This window comes from Agromyces binzhouensis (genome assembly GCF_042672355.1).
Lineage (GTDB): Bacteria > Actinomycetota > Actinomycetes > Actinomycetales > Microbacteriaceae > Agromyces > Agromyces binzhouensis.
On the sequence record NZ_JBHXVJ010000008.1, the window covers coordinates 192,503 to 210,843 of the forward strand.

Annotated in this window: 16 protein-coding genes; 8 read left to right on the forward strand and 8 right to left on the reverse strand. The window is 71.8% G+C overall.

The window, feature by feature from the left end; translation table 11 throughout:
- Positions 1 to 16 precede the first annotated feature (16 nt).
- Genes ACFVHK_RS14960 through ACFVHK_RS14970 form a run of 3 tightly spaced genes read left to right on the forward strand, consistent with a single transcriptional unit; the run spans position 17 to position 2,776 of the window.
- Positions 17 to 310: a hypothetical protein gene (locus ACFVHK_RS14960; protein WP_376929504.1), complete on the forward strand. Its 294-nt coding sequence runs from the start codon at positions 17 to 19 to the stop codon at positions 308 to 310.
- 49 nt (positions 311 to 359) lie between these two features.
- Positions 360 to 1,916 (forward strand): lipase maturation factor family protein, encoded by a 1,557-nt coding sequence (locus ACFVHK_RS14965; protein WP_376929505.1) that lies wholly within the window; start codon positions 360 to 362, stop codon positions 1,914 to 1,916.
- 53 nt (positions 1,917 to 1,969) lie between these two features.
- Complete coding sequence (locus tag ACFVHK_RS14970; RefSeq protein ID WP_376929506.1) at positions 1,970 to 2,776, forward strand: TerC family protein; 807 nt, start codon at positions 1,970 to 1,972, stop codon at positions 2,774 to 2,776.
- Positions 2,777 to 2,786: 10 nt separating this feature from the next.
- Here ACFVHK_RS14970 and ACFVHK_RS14975 read toward each other — a convergent pair whose 3' ends face one another.
- The gene (locus tag ACFVHK_RS14975) at positions 2,787 to 3,578 is read right to left on the reverse strand and encodes an MBL fold metallo-hydrolase (RefSeq protein WP_376929507.1); all 792 of its coding nucleotides are present in this window, start codon (positions 3,576 to 3,578) and stop codon (positions 2,787 to 2,789) included.
- 44 nt (positions 3,579 to 3,622) lie between these two features.
- On the opposite strand from ACFVHK_RS14975, the gene ACFVHK_RS14980 reads away from it, so the two are divergent.
- The 4 genes from ACFVHK_RS14980 to ACFVHK_RS14995 all read left to right on the forward strand — a co-directional run bounded on the left by ACFVHK_RS14980 (position 3,623) and on the right by ACFVHK_RS14995 (position 7,651).
- The gene (locus ACFVHK_RS14980; protein ID WP_376929508.1) at positions 3,623 to 4,342 is read left to right on the forward strand and encodes an NUDIX hydrolase; all 720 of its coding nucleotides are present in this window, start codon (positions 3,623 to 3,625) and stop codon (positions 4,340 to 4,342) included.
- Positions 4,343 to 4,423: 81 nt separating this feature from the next.
- Positions 4,424 to 4,981, forward strand: coding sequence for a MarR family winged helix-turn-helix transcriptional regulator (locus tag ACFVHK_RS14985; RefSeq protein WP_376929509.1), 558 nt, complete (start codon positions 4,424 to 4,426; stop codon positions 4,979 to 4,981).
- 238 nt (positions 4,982 to 5,219) lie between these two features.
- Positions 5,220 to 6,410, forward strand: coding sequence for a serine/threonine-protein kinase (locus ACFVHK_RS14990; RefSeq protein ID WP_376929510.1), 1,191 nt, complete (start codon positions 5,220 to 5,222; stop codon positions 6,408 to 6,410).
- A 107-nt stretch (positions 6,411 to 6,517) separates the two neighbouring features.
- A complete protein-coding gene (locus ACFVHK_RS14995; RefSeq protein ID WP_376929511.1) occupies positions 6,518 to 7,651 on the forward strand; it encodes an AI-2E family transporter in 1,134 nt (377 codons plus the stop codon).
- A gap of 3 nt (positions 7,652 to 7,654) precedes the next feature.
- Here the strand turns inward: ACFVHK_RS14995 and ACFVHK_RS15000 are convergent, their stop codons facing one another.
- The 5 genes from ACFVHK_RS15000 to ACFVHK_RS15020 form a co-directional block, all read right to left on the reverse strand.
- Positions 7,655 to 9,082 (reverse strand): GNAT family N-acetyltransferase, encoded by a 1,428-nt coding sequence (locus tag ACFVHK_RS15000; protein WP_376929512.1) that lies wholly within the window; start codon positions 9,080 to 9,082, stop codon positions 7,655 to 7,657.
- A gap of 63 nt (positions 9,083 to 9,145) precedes the next feature.
- A complete protein-coding gene (locus ACFVHK_RS15005) occupies positions 9,146 to 10,435 on the reverse strand; it encodes a sugar ABC transporter permease (RefSeq protein ID WP_376929513.1) in 1,290 nt (429 codons plus the stop codon).
- On the reverse strand, positions 10,432 to 11,184 hold the full coding sequence (locus ACFVHK_RS15010) for an ATP-binding cassette domain-containing protein (RefSeq protein WP_376929514.1): 753 nt from the start codon (positions 11,182 to 11,184) through the stop codon (positions 10,432 to 10,434). Before ACFVHK_RS15010 ends, ACFVHK_RS15005 begins: the two co-directional genes overlap by 4 nt.
- A 148-nt stretch (positions 11,185 to 11,332) precedes the next feature.
- Positions 11,333 to 12,403 (reverse strand): sugar ABC transporter substrate-binding protein, encoded by a 1,071-nt coding sequence (locus ACFVHK_RS15015; protein WP_376929515.1) that lies wholly within the window; start codon positions 12,401 to 12,403, stop codon positions 11,333 to 11,335.
- A 528-nt stretch (positions 12,404 to 12,931) separates the two neighbouring features.
- Complete coding sequence (locus ACFVHK_RS15020) at positions 12,932 to 13,975, reverse strand: LacI family DNA-binding transcriptional regulator (protein WP_376929516.1); 1,044 nt, start codon at positions 13,973 to 13,975, stop codon at positions 12,932 to 12,934.
- A gap of 335 nt (positions 13,976 to 14,310) precedes the next feature.
- Between ACFVHK_RS15020 and ACFVHK_RS15025 the strand changes: the two genes are divergently transcribed.
- Positions 14,311 to 15,372: a DUF2510 domain-containing protein gene (locus ACFVHK_RS15025; RefSeq protein WP_376929517.1), complete on the forward strand. Its 1,062-nt coding sequence runs from the start codon at positions 14,311 to 14,313 to the stop codon at positions 15,370 to 15,372.
- Positions 15,373 to 15,382: 10 nt separating this feature from the next.
- Here the strand turns inward: ACFVHK_RS15025 and ACFVHK_RS15030 are convergent, their stop codons facing one another.
- Together ACFVHK_RS15030 and ACFVHK_RS15035 are read right to left on the reverse strand one after the other, a co-directional pair.
- Complete coding sequence (locus tag ACFVHK_RS15030) at positions 15,383 to 16,552, reverse strand: MFS transporter (protein WP_376929518.1); 1,170 nt, start codon at positions 16,550 to 16,552, stop codon at positions 15,383 to 15,385.
- Positions 16,553 to 16,560: 8 nt separating this feature from the next.
- Entirely contained in the window at positions 16,561 to 18,099 is a 1,539-nt protein-coding gene (locus tag ACFVHK_RS15035) for an aldehyde dehydrogenase (NADP(+)) (protein WP_376929519.1), read from the reverse strand.
- Positions 18,100 to 18,341 lie beyond the last annotated feature (242 nt).

The window sequence follows — 18,341 nt, forward strand, 5'->3', positions numbered from 1 at the left end:
CCGGGAGGAGAACGACATGAACGGCGACCCGCTGAACCCCTGGGAGGCGAAGGACCGACTCGGCCCCGCAGGAGACCTCAACCCCGACAGCCCGGACCTCACCGGCACCATCAACACGGTCGGACTCGGAGCCGCCTTCCCCGACATCGGCAGGGCGGAGCGCGAGGCCGAGGACGCCGAGCGGACGGCCGCCGGCGGGGTCGGCGACACCGGCCCCGAGCCCGCCCCGGACGCCGACGACCTCGAGGCCGACAACGAGGTCGAGGAGGACACGATCGAGTCCGTCGACCCCGCGAATCCCCCGGACTGAGGGGCCGTTCGGCCCGGATGGCTCGGGCACTGCGGGCTAGCGTGACGACGTGGACTGGTCCGCCTGGTTCGCCTGGTTCGACGCCCGCGACGCCGACCTCGCGCGCGAGGTGCTCCAGCGCGGCATCGCCGCGCTCTTCCTCGTCGCCTTCCTCTCGACGCTGAACCAGTTCCGTCCCCTCCTGGGGGAACACGGGCTCCTGCCGGTTCCGAGCCTCCTGCGCGCGGTCGACGACGCCGAACGGCGCGTCCGCGAGCGTGCCGAGCGCGCCGGCGAGAAGGTCGGGCGGCTGGCGCGCACCCGGCGCCGCGGGTTCCTCGGCCCGACGATCTTCCGGCGATGGGCCTATCGCGACTCCCGGCTCGTCGCCGTCTGCGCCGTCGGCATGGTGCTCGCGGCATCCGTCGTCGTCGGCCTGCCGCAGCTCGGCCCGCCCTGGATGCCGATGCTCGCGTTCCTCGCGATGTGGGGGCTGTACCTCTCGATCGTGAGCGTCGGCCAGACGTTCTACGGCTTCGGGTGGGAGATGCTCCTCTGCGAGGCCGGGTTCCTCGTCGCGTTCCTCGGGTCGAAGGAGGTGCCCGCGCCGCTCCCGACCATCGTGCTCGTCTGGTGGCTCGTGTTCCGGCTCGAGTTCGGAGCGGGCATGATCAAGATCCGCGGCGATCGGGCCTGGCGCGACCTCACCGCCCTGTACTACCACCACGAGACCCAACCGATGCCCGGGCCCCTCAGCCGGCAGGCGCACCTCCTGCCGAGGTGGTTCCACCGGCTGGAGGTGGTGGGCAACCACACGGCCCAGCTGGTCGTGCCCTTCCTGCTGTTCGCGCCGCAGCCCGTTCGCACGGTCGCCGCGGCGATCATCATCGGCACGCAGCTCTGGCTCGTGATCACCGGCAACTTCGCCTGGCTGAACTGGATCACCATCGTGCTCGCCTTCGGGGCCGTCGGCGACGGAGTCGTGCAGTGGCTCCTGCCGTGGCTGCCGCTCGACGCGATCGAGGTGCCGAGGGATGCCGCGAGCCCGCCGTGGTGGATCGCGATCGTGCTGCTCGTCGCCGCGTTCATCCTCTGGCTCAGCCGCCATCCGCTCATGAACCTGTTCTCGAAGCGGCAGCTGATGAACGCGAGCTTCGACCGGTACATGCTGGTCAACGCATACGGCGCCTTCGGGTCGGTGACCCGGCAGCGCGTCGAGGTCGTCGTCGAGGGCACGGCCGACGACCCACGGGATCCGTCCGCGGAATGGGTCGAGTACGCGTTCAAGGGCAAGCCCGGTGATCCGCGCCGCATCCCGCGTCAGTTCGCGCCCTACCACCTGAGGCTCGACTGGCTCATGTGGTTCCTCCCGCTCGGCCGGATCGACGAGCCGTGGTTCCGGCGGTTCCTCGAGCGGCTGCTCGAGGCGGACGCCGCGACCCTGCGCCTCCTCGACCACGACCCCTTCGGCGGTGCGCGACCTCGGTCGGTCCGGGCCCGCACCGAGCTCTACCGCTTCAGCACCCGCGAGGAGCACCGTCGCACGCGGCAGGTGTGGATGCGCCATCCGCTCGGCACCGCGATCCCGCCGCTCTCGCTCGACGGCGACATCGACGATCTCGACTGATTCCATGCGTGGCCCGGCATGGGGACGGCCCGGACTCGGGTGAGAATGGGCTCATGGACTTCACCCTCGAGTTCACGCCCGACCTGTTGGCCGTGTTCCTCACCCTGTTCGTGCTCGAAGTCGTGCTCGGCGTCGACAACGTCATCTTCATCTCGATCCTCGCCGCGAAGCTGCCCGTGGAGCAGCAGGCGCGGGCGCGCAACCTCGGGCTCACGCTCGCGATGCTCATGCGCGTCGGCCTGGTGTTCGCCGCCGGCTGGGTCATCAGCCTGAAGACGGACCTGTTCGAGCTGTTCGGCATGGGCTTCTCGGGCCGCGACCTGATCCTGATCGCCGGCGGGCTCTTCCTCGTCTACAAGGCCGTCACCGAGATCCACCACAAGCTCGAGGGCGACGAGGAGCACACGACCGGCGCCGGGACCGCCACCTTCGGCGCGGTCATCGCGCAGATCCTCGTGCTCGACATCGTGTTCTCGCTGGACTCGGTGATCACCGCGGTCGGCATGACCGAGAACATGATCGTGATCATCACGGTCGTCGTGCTCTCGTTCGGCATCATGCTGTTCGCGGCGCGCTACATCTTCTCGTTCGTGAACAAGCACCCGACCGTGAAGATGCTCGCGCTGTCGTTCCTGCTGCTCATCGGCGTGTTCCTCATCGCCGACGGCTTCGGCTTCAAGATCGACAAGGCGCTGATCTACGTGCCGATGGCGTTCGCGATCTTCGTGGAGGCGCTGAACCTCGCCGCCGCGGCGCGCAAGCGCAAGCGCGCCGGCGAGAAGCCGGCGGAGCCGGTGCACCTGCACCAGCAGTACGTCGACGACACCGGCACGGCGCTGGAGCCGGCCGCCCGGGACTGAGCCGAACGCGTCAGGCGCCGCGCAGGTAGTCGAGCTGCGCCCTGACGGATGCCTCGGCGGCGCCCCGCACGGCGGGGTCGACATCGGCGTACACCGCGTCGGTGACGGCCTCGGCGGTCGCGGCGTCGCCGAGGCGGGCGAGTGCGGCGCGCACCTGGTCGAGCCGCTCGGCGCGGTGCGCGAGGTAGGCGTCGCAGATCGCGGCGAGGTCGGGGAGCGCCGGACCGTGACCGGGCAGCACGACGACCGGACCTGAGGCGATGCCGATCGTCAGCAGCCGGTCGAGTGCGTCGAGGTACGGGCCCAGCGCGCCGTCGGGATGGGCGATGATCGTGGTGCCGCGACCGAGCACGGTGTCGCCCGTGAGGACTCCGAGGGGTGCGCCGCCCTCGCTGCGGAGGACGATGCACATGGAGTCGGAGGTGTGGCCGGGCGTGGCCAGGATCTCCAGTCGGAATCCGCCCTCGTCGATGACCTCGCCGTCGGCGAGGGGGTCGGCGCCGCGGCACCAGGCCGGGTCGATCGCCCGCACGGGGGCGCCGGTGAGTTCGGCGAATGCGTCGACGGAGTCGGTGTGGTCGGGATGGCGGTGGGTGATGAGCACCAGGGCCACGCCGCCCTCGGCGAGGCGCGCGAGGTGCGCGGCATCCGCCGGCCCCGGGTCGACGACGACCGCGCCGCCCGCGCCCTCGGCGCGGAGGACCCAGGAGTTCGTGCCGTCGAGCGTCATGGGCCCCGGGTTCGGCGCGCGGACGAGGGTGACGCCGTCGGGGAGCGGGGGAGCATCGGCGGTCTCGACCATCTCCGAAGTGTAGCCACCCGCGTATCCTGCGTATCCTGATCCGCATGCACGTCGAGGTGGATTCCGATGGCGAACCGACCGTCGGGTCGGCTGCCACGGTGGTGATCCTGCGGCAGGGCTCGCGCGGGGTCGAGGTGCTCCTCGGTGAACGGACCCACCGTGGATCGTTCGCCGGAGCGTGGGTGTTCCCGGGCGGCGCGGTCGACGAGGCGGATGCCGCGGGCGATCCGATCGACTCGGCGGCGGCGGCGCGCCGGGCCGCCGTGCGGGAGACCTTCGAGGAGGTCGGCCTGGAGCTCGTCGCCGCCGACCTCGTCGAGTTCGCGCTCTGGAGCCCGCCGAAGGGGGTGCCGAAGCGGATGCGCACGCGCTTCTTCGCGGCGCGCGCCCCCGCGTCCGCGACCGGGATCAGGCTGGCGACCGACGAACTGGTCCAGGCCGAGTGGCTGACGCCGACCGAGGCCCTCGAGCACCACGCCGACGGCGCGATGACCCTGTTCCCGCCGACCTGGGTCACGCTGCACGAGCTCCGGGACACGCCGGACGTGGACACGGCGATCGCGATGCTCGACGCGCACGAACTGCGTGCGTACGTCGGGCGCTTCGACGATGACCGGACGACGCTGTACTGGCAGGAGGACGAGCATTTCCACACCGACGACCGCGCGCATCGGGCGGTGCCCGACGACGGGCCCGACGCGGACGGCCCTCGCCATCGGCTGATGATGGATCGCCTGCCGTGGGTGTACCTGCACTCGTTCTGACGGGTCGATGCCGTCGCGCAGGAGCAGTACGCGCGAGGTTCGCTAGAGAATCTAGTATCAAGATCCTGTAGTATCAGCTGGATGTCTGACAAGCGATCATCGGGGTACTGGTATTCCGCCGATCGCACCCGACGAGGGGTCGCGGTCCTGAACGCGCTGCGCGACTATCGCGCGGCCGAGGCGGCGATGCGTCGTCGCACGCGGTCGGCGATGAAGATGGGCGAGACCGACCTGCTCGCCATCCGCTACCTGCTGAAGCGCGAGGGCGAGGGGCGATCGGTGAGCCCCAAGGACCTGGCCGCCCACCTCGGGATCTCGTCCGCATCGACGACCGTCCTCATCGATCGCCTGGTGCGCAGCGGGCACGTCGAGCGGAGGCCGCATCCGACGGATCGGCGCGCGCTCGTCATCGCGCCCACGATCGCCAGCGACGACGAGGTCCGGGCGACGCTCGGCGAGATGCACCGGCGGATGATCGAGGTCGCAGAGGGTCTCGACAGCGAAGAAGCGGTCGTCGTCCTCGACTTCCTCGACTCCATGCGCGATGCGGTCGACAGCGTCCAGGACGCGGCCGGCGAGGAGGCCCCTGCGGCGCAGGTGACCGCGATCGATGCAGCCAGGTCGGCCACCGGCTCCTGACGCCTCGCAGGCGACCACTTTTCTCCGCCTGTCAAGCCTTTCGGCCGGAATTGTTGCGCGAGCCCCCTTCGCTGATACTTCTCGGAAGGAGTTGTCCGGCGAGATGCTAGTTAGATAAACTAGCGAAAATCGCCACAACACATGAAGCGGCCGCGAGGCCGAGGAGAAGAGGCCGCGAATGCACGGGTCTGCCCCCATCGACGGTCCCGCCTCGTCGCCCGGCCCAGGGCCTGCCGGCATGCCCGGTGTCGGCGTCCGCACCGACCCGACGCATCGTGCCGACGCCGCGACCCGCACCGATCCGGGGCGGGCGCCCTACGGCGACCCGAGCGTCCGCACCGACCCGGGCGCGATGCCCGTCGTGCCGTCGGTGACCCCGCGGCCGGCTCCGGCACCCGGGTACGACGCGCCTGCACAGGAACCCGCACCGGTCGCCGACTCCGGGCCGCGGTACGAGTTCCTCGAGCACATCGGTTCCGGAGGCATGGCCGACGTCTACCGTGCGCGCGACAACGAGCTCGGCCGCCACGTCGCCGTCAAGCTCTTCCGCGAGGCGGAGGAGACGGTCGCCGACCAGCAGCGACGCGAGCGCGAGATCAACCTCCTGAGCGGGCTGACCCACGTCGGACTCGTGCCCGTCCACGATGCCGGACGCCTCATGCACGCGGGCATCGAGCGCCGGTACCTCGTGATGGAGCTCATCGACGGGCTCTCGCTCGCGCATCGCATCGCCGAGGGACCGCTCAAGCCCCGCCAGGTGGCCGACATCGGCGCGCAGGTCGCCGACGTCCTCAGCTACGTGCACGGCCGCGGGGTCATCCACCGCGACATCAAGCCCGAGAACATCCTGATCAGCGAGGTCCCCACCTTCGGGTACACGCTGATGACCCGACTCGCCGACTTCGGCGTCGCGCAGTTCGTCGACGGGACGCGGCTCACCGGCCACGGCACCATCATGGGCACCGCCGCCTACATCTCGCCCGAGCAGGCGCGCGGCGAGGAGGTGACCGCGGCCACCGACATCTACTCGCTCGGCCTCGTGCTCCTCGAGTCGCTCAAGGGCGAACGCGAGTACACGGGCACGCCCATCGAGGCCGCGCTCGCACGGCTGCACCGACCGCCCGCCATCCCCGAGGACCTCAGCGCCGAATGGCGCTCGATCCTCGGCGCGATGACCGCGGACGATCCCGCCGTCCGTCCGAACGCGCACGACGTCGCGAGCACCATGCGCGACCTCATCCGCCTCATGATCCTCCAGACGCAGGTGCGGAAGGGGCGCCTCCCCGTGTGGGCGCGGGCGAGCGGGGACTCGGACGCCGGCACCGGCGCGCGGCGGCACGCCGGCCTCGCCGGCATGGTGCTCGGAGTGGTCGGCGTCGGCATCGCGATCGCCGTCGGCGTCGCAGCAGCCACCGGACTCATCGGGTAGCGCGGTGGCGATCCCTCCCAGCGGCACGGTGATGCCGCAGGCGGTGGCGCGCACGGGCGCGGCGTGCCGACCGTGCCCGCGCAGGCCCCGGGCGTAGCGTCGCAACCATGTGGAGACGCGTGGCCGGAGCCATCCGCAACCCCGAACCGCCCGTGCACGCCGAGGTGACGGCGGATCGCGATCCGAGCGCGCCCGAAGTGCGCGTCAGAGCCTTCCGGATCGGCTTCGTCGGTGCGATCGGCGTACTGCTGGCCCTGTTCGTCGGCGGCATCGTCGGCCAGCTCAGCACCGTCATCCTGTACATCGCGCTCGCCCTGTTCCTGGCGCTCGGGCTCGACCCCATCGTGAGCTGGCTCCAACGCCGGGGGATGCCGCGGTGGGTCGCGATCCTCATCGTGTTCGCGTTCGTCATCGGCATCTTCATCGGGCTCATCGCGACGATCGTGCCGATCGTCGTGACGCAGATCACCGAGACCGTGACGAACTGGGAGCAGATCGTCGAGGACTTCCAGGACAGCGACCTCGTCGCCTGGATCGGGTCGATCACCGGCAGCACCACCTGGCTCTCGGACTCGATCGCCGGGATCGGCGACTGGTTCGCCGATCCGGCGAACATCGGGGCCCTCACGGGCGGCATCCTCGCGGTCGGCGCCGGCATCGCCGGGGGATTCACGGGCGCGACGATCGTGCTGATCCTGACCCTGTACTTCCTCGCCTCGCTCGCCGCCATGAAGCGCTACGCGTCGCGCTTCGTCCCGGCGTCGTCGCGCAACGGATTCCTCGACGTCTCGCAGGAGATCACCGGATCGGTCGGTCGCTACGTCATCGGACAGATCAGCCTCGCCTCGGTGAACGCGGTGCTGAGCCTCGTGTTCCTCACGATCATCGGCGCGCCCGCGCCGATCCTGCTGGCCTTCCTCGCGTTCCTCGGCTCGCTCGTGCCGCTCGTCGGAACGCTCACCGGCGCCATCATCATCTCGCTGATCTGCCTCGCCGCCTCGCCCGCCACGGGTCTCGCCGCGGCGATCTACTACGTCGTCTACATGCAGCTCGAGGCGTACGTGCTCAGCCCGCGGATCATGAGCCGTGCGGTCGCCGTGCCGGGCGCGCTCGTCGTGATCGCGGCGGTCGCCGGCGGCACGCTGGGCGGCGTGCTGGGTGCGCTCGTGGCCATCCCGGTCGCCGCGTCGCTCATCATCATCGTGGAGAAGGTGATCTTCCCGCGACAGGACGCCGCCTGAGCATCAGAACCAGATGCTGAGGTGCGGTGCCCGCGTCGAGGCGAACATGCGGTCGGCGAGCTCGAGCGCGCCGTTGGAGGAGGCCGTGATGCGGCCGGCGCGCGCGAGGACCGAGGGCCGCACGCCGCCGAGGTAGATCGAGGCGAGGTCGCGGACGTCGAGCTTCAGCGATCGCGGCTCCGCTGCGCGGGCCGCCGAGCGGGAACCCGAGGCCTCGGCGCCCGCGGCGCGGGCGCGGGAGCGCTCTCGCTTCGGCGCGGGGGACGTGCCCGAGGCGCCGGCGCCATCCGCCGGCCCGTCCGAGCGGGGGACGTGCACGACCGCGCGCCCGTCAGCCGAGGCGAGCAGGGTGTAACGGCCGGAGGCGTAGCCGAGCGGGTCGTCGATGTCGAGCACGAGCTCGCCCGCGGCGCCGTAGCGGCGGGCGCCGAGTGCCGCGGCCGCATCGACGATGCGCACCCAGAGGTGATCCGACGCCTCGGTCACCCGCACCGCGCGCGGGTCCTCGAGCAGCCACTCGATCGGCTCGTCGACCGAGCGCAGGCGGCCTCGGACGCCGGTGACGAAGTCCTGTTCGACGAGCACCCGCCAGAGCGCCCGCTCGGCGTCGTCGGTGGCCGCGGCGAGCACGTCGAACTCGGCCCACCCGGGCTCGTTCGGTTCGCGCGTCACCCGGAAGGCCGCGAAGCCCTGGGGCTGGCCGTGCTCGTCGTCGTACCGGACGGCGCGCAGGGCCCGCGAGGCGTCGGACTCCGGGTCGACGAGCCCGAGCATCCGGTCGAGGACTCCCGACCACCGGTCGATCTCACCCGGGGTCCGCGCCACGCCACGGCGCGAGATCGCGGCCGCCGTCTCCCGCAGCGACGCCGGCTCGACGAAGTGCACGCGTCCGGGTGCGCTCGGCCCGATCCATCGCGCGCGTCGCCGATCGATCTCGATGGTGGCGGCCCGCGCGGCCGGAGCGTACCCGTAGCGGCCGTAGATGGTCGCCTCGGTGACGGTGAGCATCGCCACGGCCGCTCCGGCCTGCTTCGCGGTGCGCAGCTCGGCCTCCATCATCGCCCGAGCGATCCCGCGACGTCGGTGCGTCGGGGAGACCGTGACCGAGCTCACCGCCCAGCCGTCGACGCTCCGCCCACCGGGCACGCTGAGCCCGGTCGGCCAGCTCGAGACCGTGGCGACCGGGACGATCGGGTCGGGGACGCCCGAGTCGAAGACGCCGTGCAGCCGGCGTTCCCCCATGACCCGTCGCTCGTAGTCGCGAGTGACCTCGCGCGGACGGGCGTGGTGGAACCCGCGGTGGTCGGCGTCGATCCAGCCGTCGAGCGCCGCGACGTCGGCGGGGTCGATCAGGCGGTAGTCGAGTCCCTTCGACGAGAGCGCCGCCTGGGCATCGGGATCGACCGGGATGGAGCGGGGTTCGAAGGACACCGATCCAGCCTACCGAGGCTCGCTCGGCCGGAGCTGAGGAGGCCGGCCCGCCGGAGGTCGTCGTCAGGTCCGCATGAGGCTCCCGCCGGAACGCACACGGGATACGGCGTCGACGGTGGCGGCCAGGATGAGGACGCCGCCGGTGACCATGAGGTTGACGCCGGCTCCGAGGTTCAGCAGCCCGAGGCCGTTGGTGATGACCGCGATCACCAGGGCGCCGATCGCGGCGTGGAGCAGGCGTCCACGGCCGCCGAAGAGGCTCACGCCGCCCACGACGGCCGCGGCGACACCGGAGAGCACGATCTCGCGACCGGCCGCGGCATCGACCGAACCGACCTTGCTGATCGAGAACAGCCCCGACACGACGGCGAGGGTGGAGCAGACGATGAACGCCGTCCAGCGGATGAGCATGACCTTCACGCCCGAGCGCCGCGCCGCCTCGGCGTTGCCGCCGATCGCGTACAGGTAGCGCCCGAACCGGGTGCGGTCGAGCACGAACGTGCCGATCCAGAGGATCACGAGCACGATGGGCACGACGATGGGCACGCCCTCGACGACGCCGACCGACTGGCCGCGATTGCGGCTCAGCACCGCGATGGCGGCGCCGCCGATCACCGCGATCACGCCGAGCTTGATCCAGACGAGCGAGATGGTGCGGTTGGGCACCCCGGCGCGGGTTCGGCGGGCGCGGTCCCAGAACGACGTGCCCGCCGAGATCAGCACGATGAGGCCGAGCATCGCCCAGCCGGCCCACACGGGCATGTTCGAGTTCTGGATGTCGCGGATCTCGGGGATCTGCACCCGGTAGAGGCCGCCCGACCCGATGATCAGCAGCGTCAGGCCCTGGTACCCGAGGAACAGGCCCAGTGTCACGACGAACGACGGGATCCCGACCCTCGCCACGAAGAAGCCGATGAACGTACCCGTGAGGATGCCGGCCGCGAACGCGATGATGAGCGCCAGGACCCACGGCACCGCGTGCACGTTGACGAGCACGATGAACAGGGCCATCGTCATGCCGCTGGTCACGCCCGCCGACAGGTCGATCTCGCCGAGCAGGAGCACGAACACGAGCGCCATCCCGAGCATGACCAGCGTGGCCGCCTGGGTCAGGAGATTGGCGAAGTTGCGTTCCGTGAGGAAGAACGGGCTGAGGAAGCTGAACAGGATCGTGAGCACGACCAGTCCGGCCACCGCGGGCAGGGCGCCCATGTCGCCGTGCTGCAGGCGCTGGATGTACGCCCGCACCTGATCGCCGATCGTGCCCTCCTGGCCGCTGCCGATCAGTTCGACGTCGTGGACGCTCGTGTCCGGTGCCGGACCGCTCGTCGACGGGGTCTTCTGCGTGCTCATGCCGTCGCCTCCTGCTGGACCTTCGCACCGGTGATGTAGCCCACGACGTCGTCGCGACTGGTCTCGCTCGCGTCGAGGTGCGCGACCATCTGGCCGAGGTAGAGGACGTCGATGTGGTCGGCGACCTCGAACACGTCGGCGAGGTTGTGGCTGATCAGGATGACCGCCACGCCCTGCTCGGCGAGGCGACTGACCAAGTGCAGCACCTGCTCGGTCTGCGCGACGCCGAGCGCTGCCGTCGGCTCGTCGAGGATCACGAGCCGGGCGTTCTTCAGCACCGCGCGGGCGATGGCCACCGTCTGCCGCTGACCGCCGGAGAGGCTCGACACCTTCTGACGCACCGACTTCACGGTGCGCACCGACAGCGAGCGGAGCGTGTCGGAGGCGTCCTTCTCCATCCGACCCTCGTCGAACGTGCCGAACTCGGTCTCCTCCCGGCCGAGGAACATGTTCTGCACGATGTCGAGGTTGTCGCAGAGCGCGAGGTCCTGGTAGACGACCTCGATGCCCAGGCGCGCGGCCTCGCGCGGCGAATGGAGTGCGACGGGCTTGCCGTCGAACTTGACGACGCCGCCGTCGTAGGGCTGCACGCCGGCGAGCCCCTTGATCAGGGTCGACTTCCCGGCTCCGTTGTCGCCGACCAGCGCGGTGACCTTGCCCGGATAGGCCCTGAGGTCGACCCCCTTCAGCACGCTGACCGGGCCGAAGCTCTTCATGATCCCGCTGAGTTCGATGAGTGGCGCGTCCATGGCGTTCCTTCCGACATCGTCGTCGTCGCTCCCAGCGTGGCACGCGCGGCGCTCCGTCGGGAAGGGGAATCGGTCCGGGTCGCGGCGACGTGCCGCGACCCGGACCTCTCTGGTGGTGCGACGGGCTAGTGCCCGGCGCGACCCGTGGTCACTCGATGCCGTACTCGGTGCACTTGGCCTCGACCTCGCCCTGGCAGAGCTCGGCCGGGTCGGCGTCGCCGGCGTCTACGACGTTGATGACCTCCTCGGGGCCGACCAGCTCCGGGGTGACCGCGATGTACGGCGTGCCGTACGGGTCCACCAGGTCCGGCTCGGCCGGGGTCTCGCCGTTCAGCAGCTGCACCGCGAGCTCGACCGCGGCCTCGGCCTCGAGCGCGACCGGCTTGTAGACCGTCGCGGTCTGCTTGCCGAGCAGCACGTTCTGCAGGCCCGCGATCGACGCGTCCTGACCGGACACCGGCACGACGAGGTTGTTCTTGTCGAGGATGGTGATCACGCCTGCGGCGTTGGTGTCGTTCGCGACCCACACCGCGTCGACCTTGCCGTCGAGCGAGGTCAGCGCCTGCTCGAAGTTCGTCGCCGACTTGTCGCCGTCCCACACGCCCGGCGGCTCTGCGGCCGGCGTGATGCCCGCGGCCTCCATGACCTCGACCGCGCCTTCCTTGAACATGGCGGCGTTGTTGTCCGACGGGTCTCCGCCCATGTAGACGACGATCGCCTCGGCCGGGTCCTTGCCCGCGTCCGCGAGGCCGTCGAGGATGGACTGGCCCTCGAGCCGGCCGACCTCGACGTTGTCGAACGACACGTAGTAGTCGGCGCCCTCGATCGAGCGGTCGTACGCGATCACCGGGATGCCCTCGGCAGACGCCTGCTCGGCGACCGCCGCGCCCGCGCCGTTGTAGTCGACGAGGATCATCACGCCGCAGCCCTTGCTGAGCTGCTGGTCCGCGATCGTGGCGTACATGCTCGTGTCGCCCTGCGCGTTCTGGATGTCGGTCTCGAAGCCGGCCTCCGACAGGCCCTCCTCGAGGTACTTGCGGTCGAAGTTCTCCCACCGCGGCGATGACGCGGCGTCGGGCAGGATGACGCAGGCGCGGGCGTCCACGGCGTCGCCGCCGTCGGAACCGCCGCCACCGGAATCGCCGCTCGAACAGGCCGCCAGGAGCAGCGCTGAGGCGCCTGCGACCGCGACGGCGGAGACCAAGGATGTCGTTCTCATGTCTCTCCCCTAGCAAGGTGAGGTCGACCCCTCCGGGTGCCACCGTCATCGTCGGCGGTGGCAGGGGCCATGTTCCTCCTGATTGCCGTGAGCCCCAACAAATGTTGGTAACGCTTCCGTAACTCCCGTGGCACTTGGGGGAGAGCGCTCCCAATGGTCATGTGCCGTGGCGCCGCGACGCGATCGACGGCACGATGGGGGAATGCGAGGGCAAGCGCTTGCCCGAATCGAGCACGCCATCGACGGACGAGTCGTCGGGGCCGTCGCCCTGAGCGGCCCGTCGAAGCCGCCCACGGCCGCCTGGGCGGAGTTCGCAGGATGACGCGGATGAGGACGCCGGTTGCGGAGGCGTCGGGCGGCTCATCCTGCGTTCGAGGCCGTGGCCGCTCGGCTCGGCTCGGCGGATGACGCGGGCCGGCGTCGAGTCCGCAGGATGACGGGGCTCGGGCTGCCGAATACGGGGGCGTCGGGCGGCTCATCCTGCGTACGCGGGCCCGGGAGCCGCGTGCGAGCACCTCGAGGGCGCGGTCAGCCGCGGCGCGGCGTCGAGTCGCGCAGCACGACCTCGGTGTGCACCGGGGCGTCGTCGACGGCGCCGTCCTCGTCGAGCGCGAGCCGGAGGGCGCGGCGGCCGACCTCCTCGAGCGGGATCCGGACGGTCGTGAGGGGCGGCGTGACGTCGCGCACGGTGGGGATGTCGTCGAAGCCGGCGACCGCGACATCCGTGCCGGGGGTCAGGCCGGCATCGCGGATGGCCGACATCGCGCCGACGGCCATGACGTCGTTCCCGGCGAAGACGAGCTCGATGCCGTCGAGGCCCTCCTCGATGAGCTGCGTCATCCCCTCGTATCCGCCGTCGCGCGTGAACGAGGGGCGGACGATGCGATCGAGCGTGCCGCCGCCGGCCTCGAGTCCGGCGCGGAAGCCGGCGAGGCGCTCGTCGGCGGTGCGGATGCCCGCGGCACCGGTGACCGCGGCGAAGCGTCGGTAGCCGAGGTCGATGAGCTCGCGCGCGAGGGCCTCTGCTCCGGCGCGGTTGTCGAGCTGCACGGCGCGGAACGCTCCGGTGGCGCTGCTGACGAACGCGACGCGCCCGCCGTTGGACTCGAACGCGCGCAGCTCGGCCTCGAGGGCGTCGTTGTTCGGGTCGTCTTCGCGGCGCGACGCGGCGAGGATCATGACGCGGGGCCGCTGGCCGCGGAGCGTGCGGACGAGGTCGAGCTCGCGTTCGGTGTCGCGCTCGGTGGCGGCCATGGTGACGATGAGCCGTTCACGGTCGGCCTCGCGGACGACGCCGGCCGCCATCTGCGAGAAGTAGGGGTCGGCGATGTCGGCGACGAGGAGCGCGACGGTCGTCGTGGTGCCCCGGGCGACGGCCTGGGCGGAGAGGTTGGGGGAGTAGTCGAGCTTGGCGGCTGCCGCGAGTACGCGCTGCCGGTAGGCCTCGTTGACCTTGCGGGTGCTGCCGTTCAGCGATCGGGATGCGGTGGCCAGGGACACGCCGGCCTCGCGGGCGACGTCGTGCAGCGTCGCGGGGGCGGTGCGCCTGGTCTCGACGGCGTCGTCGGTCATGCGTCCTCCGTATCCGTGAGGCACTCTCGCGAGGCTCTGGCAGGCGCCCCATGGTATCGCCGAGAACGACGGATGCCGCGGCTTCGGGGCGCCCGGATGACGCAATGCTACCGCGGTGGGCTAACGCTTTCCCGCAGGGTGATCCGACGGCGTCCGCGCGGAGTCGTCGGCATCGCCGGGAACCGGTCGCTCGAGTCCGCGAGCCGGTGCGCATCGCCGACCTCGAGCTGGGCGTCTGAGCCGCCCGCGGCATCCGCTCGCCCCTCGGCCCACGAGTCGGTTCGTGGGGCTTAGTACCCGAGCGGATGCCTCGGGGTGCTGCGATCATCGCGACCATGAGCGATCCGACGAGCGCGCCTCCGGGCTGGTACGACGACGGGCGCGGGCAGCAGCGGTACTGGGACGGGACGCAGTGGACCGAGCACACGGCACCGCTGCCCGGTGCGCAGGATGCGACACGGCCGTACGACAGCGCGGCACTCGGCGCAGACGCGTCGCCGGGCTCGTCGCCGTATGCGGACACGACGCCGTTCGCGGGACTGCCGACGAGCGGACCCGGCGGAGCCGGTGGCGCACCGCCCGCCGGCTCCTCGGCATACGCGGCCTACGGAGGCGCCCCGGGCGCACCCGGGACTCCGCCAGAGCCGGGCGGCACGAACGTTCTCGGCATCGTCGCACTCGTGGTCGCGGCGATCGGGTTCGTCTTCGCGTGCATCCCGTTCGTGCAGGTCGTCGGGCTCGTCCTGCTGCCGATCGCGTTCGTGCTCGCCATCATCGCCCTGTTCCTCAAGGGGCGGAAGTGGCCCGCCATCACGGGCCTGATCCTCTCGGTCGTCGGCGGGATCATCGGGACGATCGTGTTCGCGGTCGTCGCGCTCGGCGTGTTCGGGCAGATCGTCGACTCGGGCGTGATCCAGGACGAGATCGACCGTCAGCTCGAGGAGGAGTTCGGGGAGCCGACCGGACCCGCGAGCGAGGAACCCGGCGAGGAGACCGGCGAGGGTCAGGTGCTCGCGTTCGGGGAGACCATGGTGTGGAGCAACGGCGTCTCGATGACGGTCTCCGGGCCCGAGCCGTTCACTCCGTCCGACATCTCGGCGGGCGACGACCAGGCTGTCAACCTCGTCTTCACGCTCACGATCCAGAACGACTCCGGTGAGAACGTGCAACCGGTCGTGTTCTCCCAGCTCTCGTCCGGCGGCACGGAGGCGTCGCGGATCTTCGACGTCGGTGCAGAGGGCGGGCAGGTCGGCATCCCGCCGACCACGGCGATCCTGCCCGGCGAGTCCATCACCTGGAACGAGGCGTGGTCGGTCGCCGACCCCGGTTCGCTCACGATGCAGACGGCGCCGTCGTTCGAGTACGAGGACGTGATCTTCACCAACGTTCCGCGGTAGAGGCGGCGGATCAGCTGCCGTCGATGGCGGGGGCGCCCCTCGGATAGGCGAGGAGCATCGCGCCCGACGCGATCCAGACGGCGCCGATGGCGACGATGAGCGCCTCGGCGCCGACCCCTGCCGCCAGTCCGGCCACGGCCGCGCCCGCCGCGGCGGCGGCCGCACGGAGGCCCGCGCCGACCGTGAACACCTGGGAGCGCAGCGCGGGCGGGCTCTGCTGCTTGCGGATGAGCAGCATGGCGGCCGCGCTCGGCGCGGTGAAGAGGCCCGAGGCGCCGATCGCGGCGATCGCCCAGGCCGGACCGAGGTCGAACGCGGCGACGACCGTGCAGATGCCCGTCGCGGCGAAGCCCCAGCCCATGACCCACTCGGGTGAGCGGCGCGGCGGGCGGCGCGAGTTCCACAGCGCGCCGAGCAGTCCGCCGATCGCGAACGACGTGACGATGATCGCGCCCTCGCCGGCGTCGCCGCTGCGGGCGACCGACAGTGCGACCGCGGCGATCGCGAGCCCTCCGGACCCGAACTGGCTGAGCGTGCCGCTCCACGTGATCACCGCGAGGGGGCGGTGGGTCGCGATGTGCCGGAACCCGGCGGCGATCGTGCCGAGGAACGATGGCCGGTCGTGCGGGGACGCCGAGGTCGGACGCAGCCGCAACGGCACCGTGCCGACAGCCCCCGCGAGCGCGCTCGCCGCCATGACGACCGTGGCGATGCGCGCCGATCCGAGGACGGCGGTCGCGGCGACGACGGCCGGGCCGGCGACCGCCCCGAGGTTGTACGCGAGCGCGTCGATCGCGTACGCGCGCCGCTCGTCGGGGATGCCCTCCGTCACGAAGCTCGACAGGCCGCCGAAGACGAACGGGGTCACGGTTCCCGCAGCCACGAGCGCGATCGCGACGGCCCAGGGCGGAACCGGACCGAGGAAGACCGCGAAGGCGTACGCGGCCGCGATCACGAGCCCGGCGCCGGCGACGAGCACGCCCGGCCGTCGGCTGCGGTCGAGCATCGCGCCGGCGATCGGGGCCGCGACGATGCTCGGGCCGAGCGCGGCGGATGCCAGGAGCCCGCCGACCGCGACGCCGACTCCCTGCTCGACCGCGAGCACGGGGATCGCGATCGTGATCCCGCCGACCGCGAGGCGCGGCGGGGTCGCAGCGACGAGGTAGGTGGCGACGCCCACGCAGCGGCTCAGCCGCCGGCCGGCCGGCGCCCCGGCACACCGGCCGGCAGCACGAGCATCCCGTCGATCCGACGGGGGATCCCGAGCGGATTCCCGTCGCGGAGCTCGGGCGGCAGCGCGGCATCCGGCGCGTCCTGGAAGGCGATCGGCCGCAGGAAGCGGCGCATGGCGCTCACGCCGACCGAGGTGTGGGTCGACGTGGTCGACGGCCACGGCCCGCCGTGCTGCTGGGCCCAGCTCACGGCGACGCCCGTCGGCCAGCCCGCGAAGAGCACCCGGCCCGCGACCTCCGAGAGCACCTCGACGATCGGGGCGAGCTCGTCGCTCGGCTGGGCGTGCACGGTCGCGGTGAGGCTGCCGCCGACGGCGCGGACGGCCGCGAGGGCGTCGGCGAGGTCCGCGTACTCGATGAGCAGGGTCGACGGCCCGAAGCACTCGTGCAGGAGCGTGCCGGGGTCGGCGATCACGGCGGCGGTCGTGGTGCGGAGGACGACGGGCTCGCCCGTGCCCGGCTGCTGCGCCGTCGGGTCGCCGGCGACGACGTCGACGCCGTCGCGAGCGGCGAGGCCGGCGATGCCCGACGCGAAGGCGCCGGCGATGCCCTCGGTGAGCATCGGCGCAGGTCCGGTGGATGACGCGTCGAGCGCCGCTGCGACGCGTTCGCCGAAGTCCGATCCGGCGGGCACGAGGACGACGCCGGGGTTCGTGCAGAACTGCCCGGCGCCGAGGGTGAACGAGCCGGCGAGGCCCGCCGCGAGCTCGTCGGCGCGTGCCTCGAGCGCCGCGGGCGTGATGAGCACGGGGTTCACGGCGCTGAGCTCCCCGTAGAAGGGGATGGGGTCGGGCCGCTGCTGTGCGAGGTCGAAGAGGGCACGTCCGCCGCCGAGCGAGCCGGTGAAGCCGACGGCGCGGACCTCGGGGTGCTGCACGAGCGCGACGCCGGTCTCGTGGCCGGTGACGTGCGCGAAGACGCCCTCGGGGGCGCCGGCGGCGACCAGCGCGCCGGCCACGATCTCGGCGGTGCGCGCCGACAGCCGCGGGTGCGCGGGGTGCCCCTTGACGATGACCGGGCAGCCGGCGGCCAGTGCCGAGGCGGTGTCGCCGCCCGCGACGGAGAACGCGAACGGGAAGTTCGACGCGCCGAACACGGCGACCGGCCCGAGCGGGCGCAGCATGCGTCGCAGGTCGGGTCGCGGGGGGATGGTCGTGGGGTCGGGGTGGTCGATCGTCGCCTCGAGGTACGAGCCCTCGAGGATCGCATCGGCGAAGAGCCGCAGCTGCGCGGTCGTGCGCGCGACCTCGCCGGTCAGGCGCACGGCGCCGAGGCGGGTCTCCTCGTCGGCGATCGGCACGAGCTCGTCGCGCGCGGCGTCGAGGGCGTCGGCGGCGGCGCGGATCCACGCGGCACGTTCGGCCGCCGTCGAGGCCACCGTCACCGCGAACGCGCGGCGTGCGGCGGCGGCGATCGCGTCGAGCTGGTCGCGCGTCGTGTCACCCGCGGGCACTGGTGCGGCGGTGTCGCGTTCGGGTGCGGCGGTCTCGGTCATCGGTCCTCCGTGGGTGGGACGGATGCCGCGGCATCCGTCAGCTCGTCCGAGAAGCGTACGCCGAGGCCGGGCCACGAGGTGCCGGCCGGGTGGCGGGACCTCGGCGAGTCGTTCCGGCGAAGAGAATCGCCTCGGGTGCATCCGAAACCGCCCTGGTGGCGGAAGGACTGGATGAAGGGTGAATACGCACCCGCCGATCGAAGGGGAAGTTCAATGAAGCGCATTCTCGCCACCGGATTCAT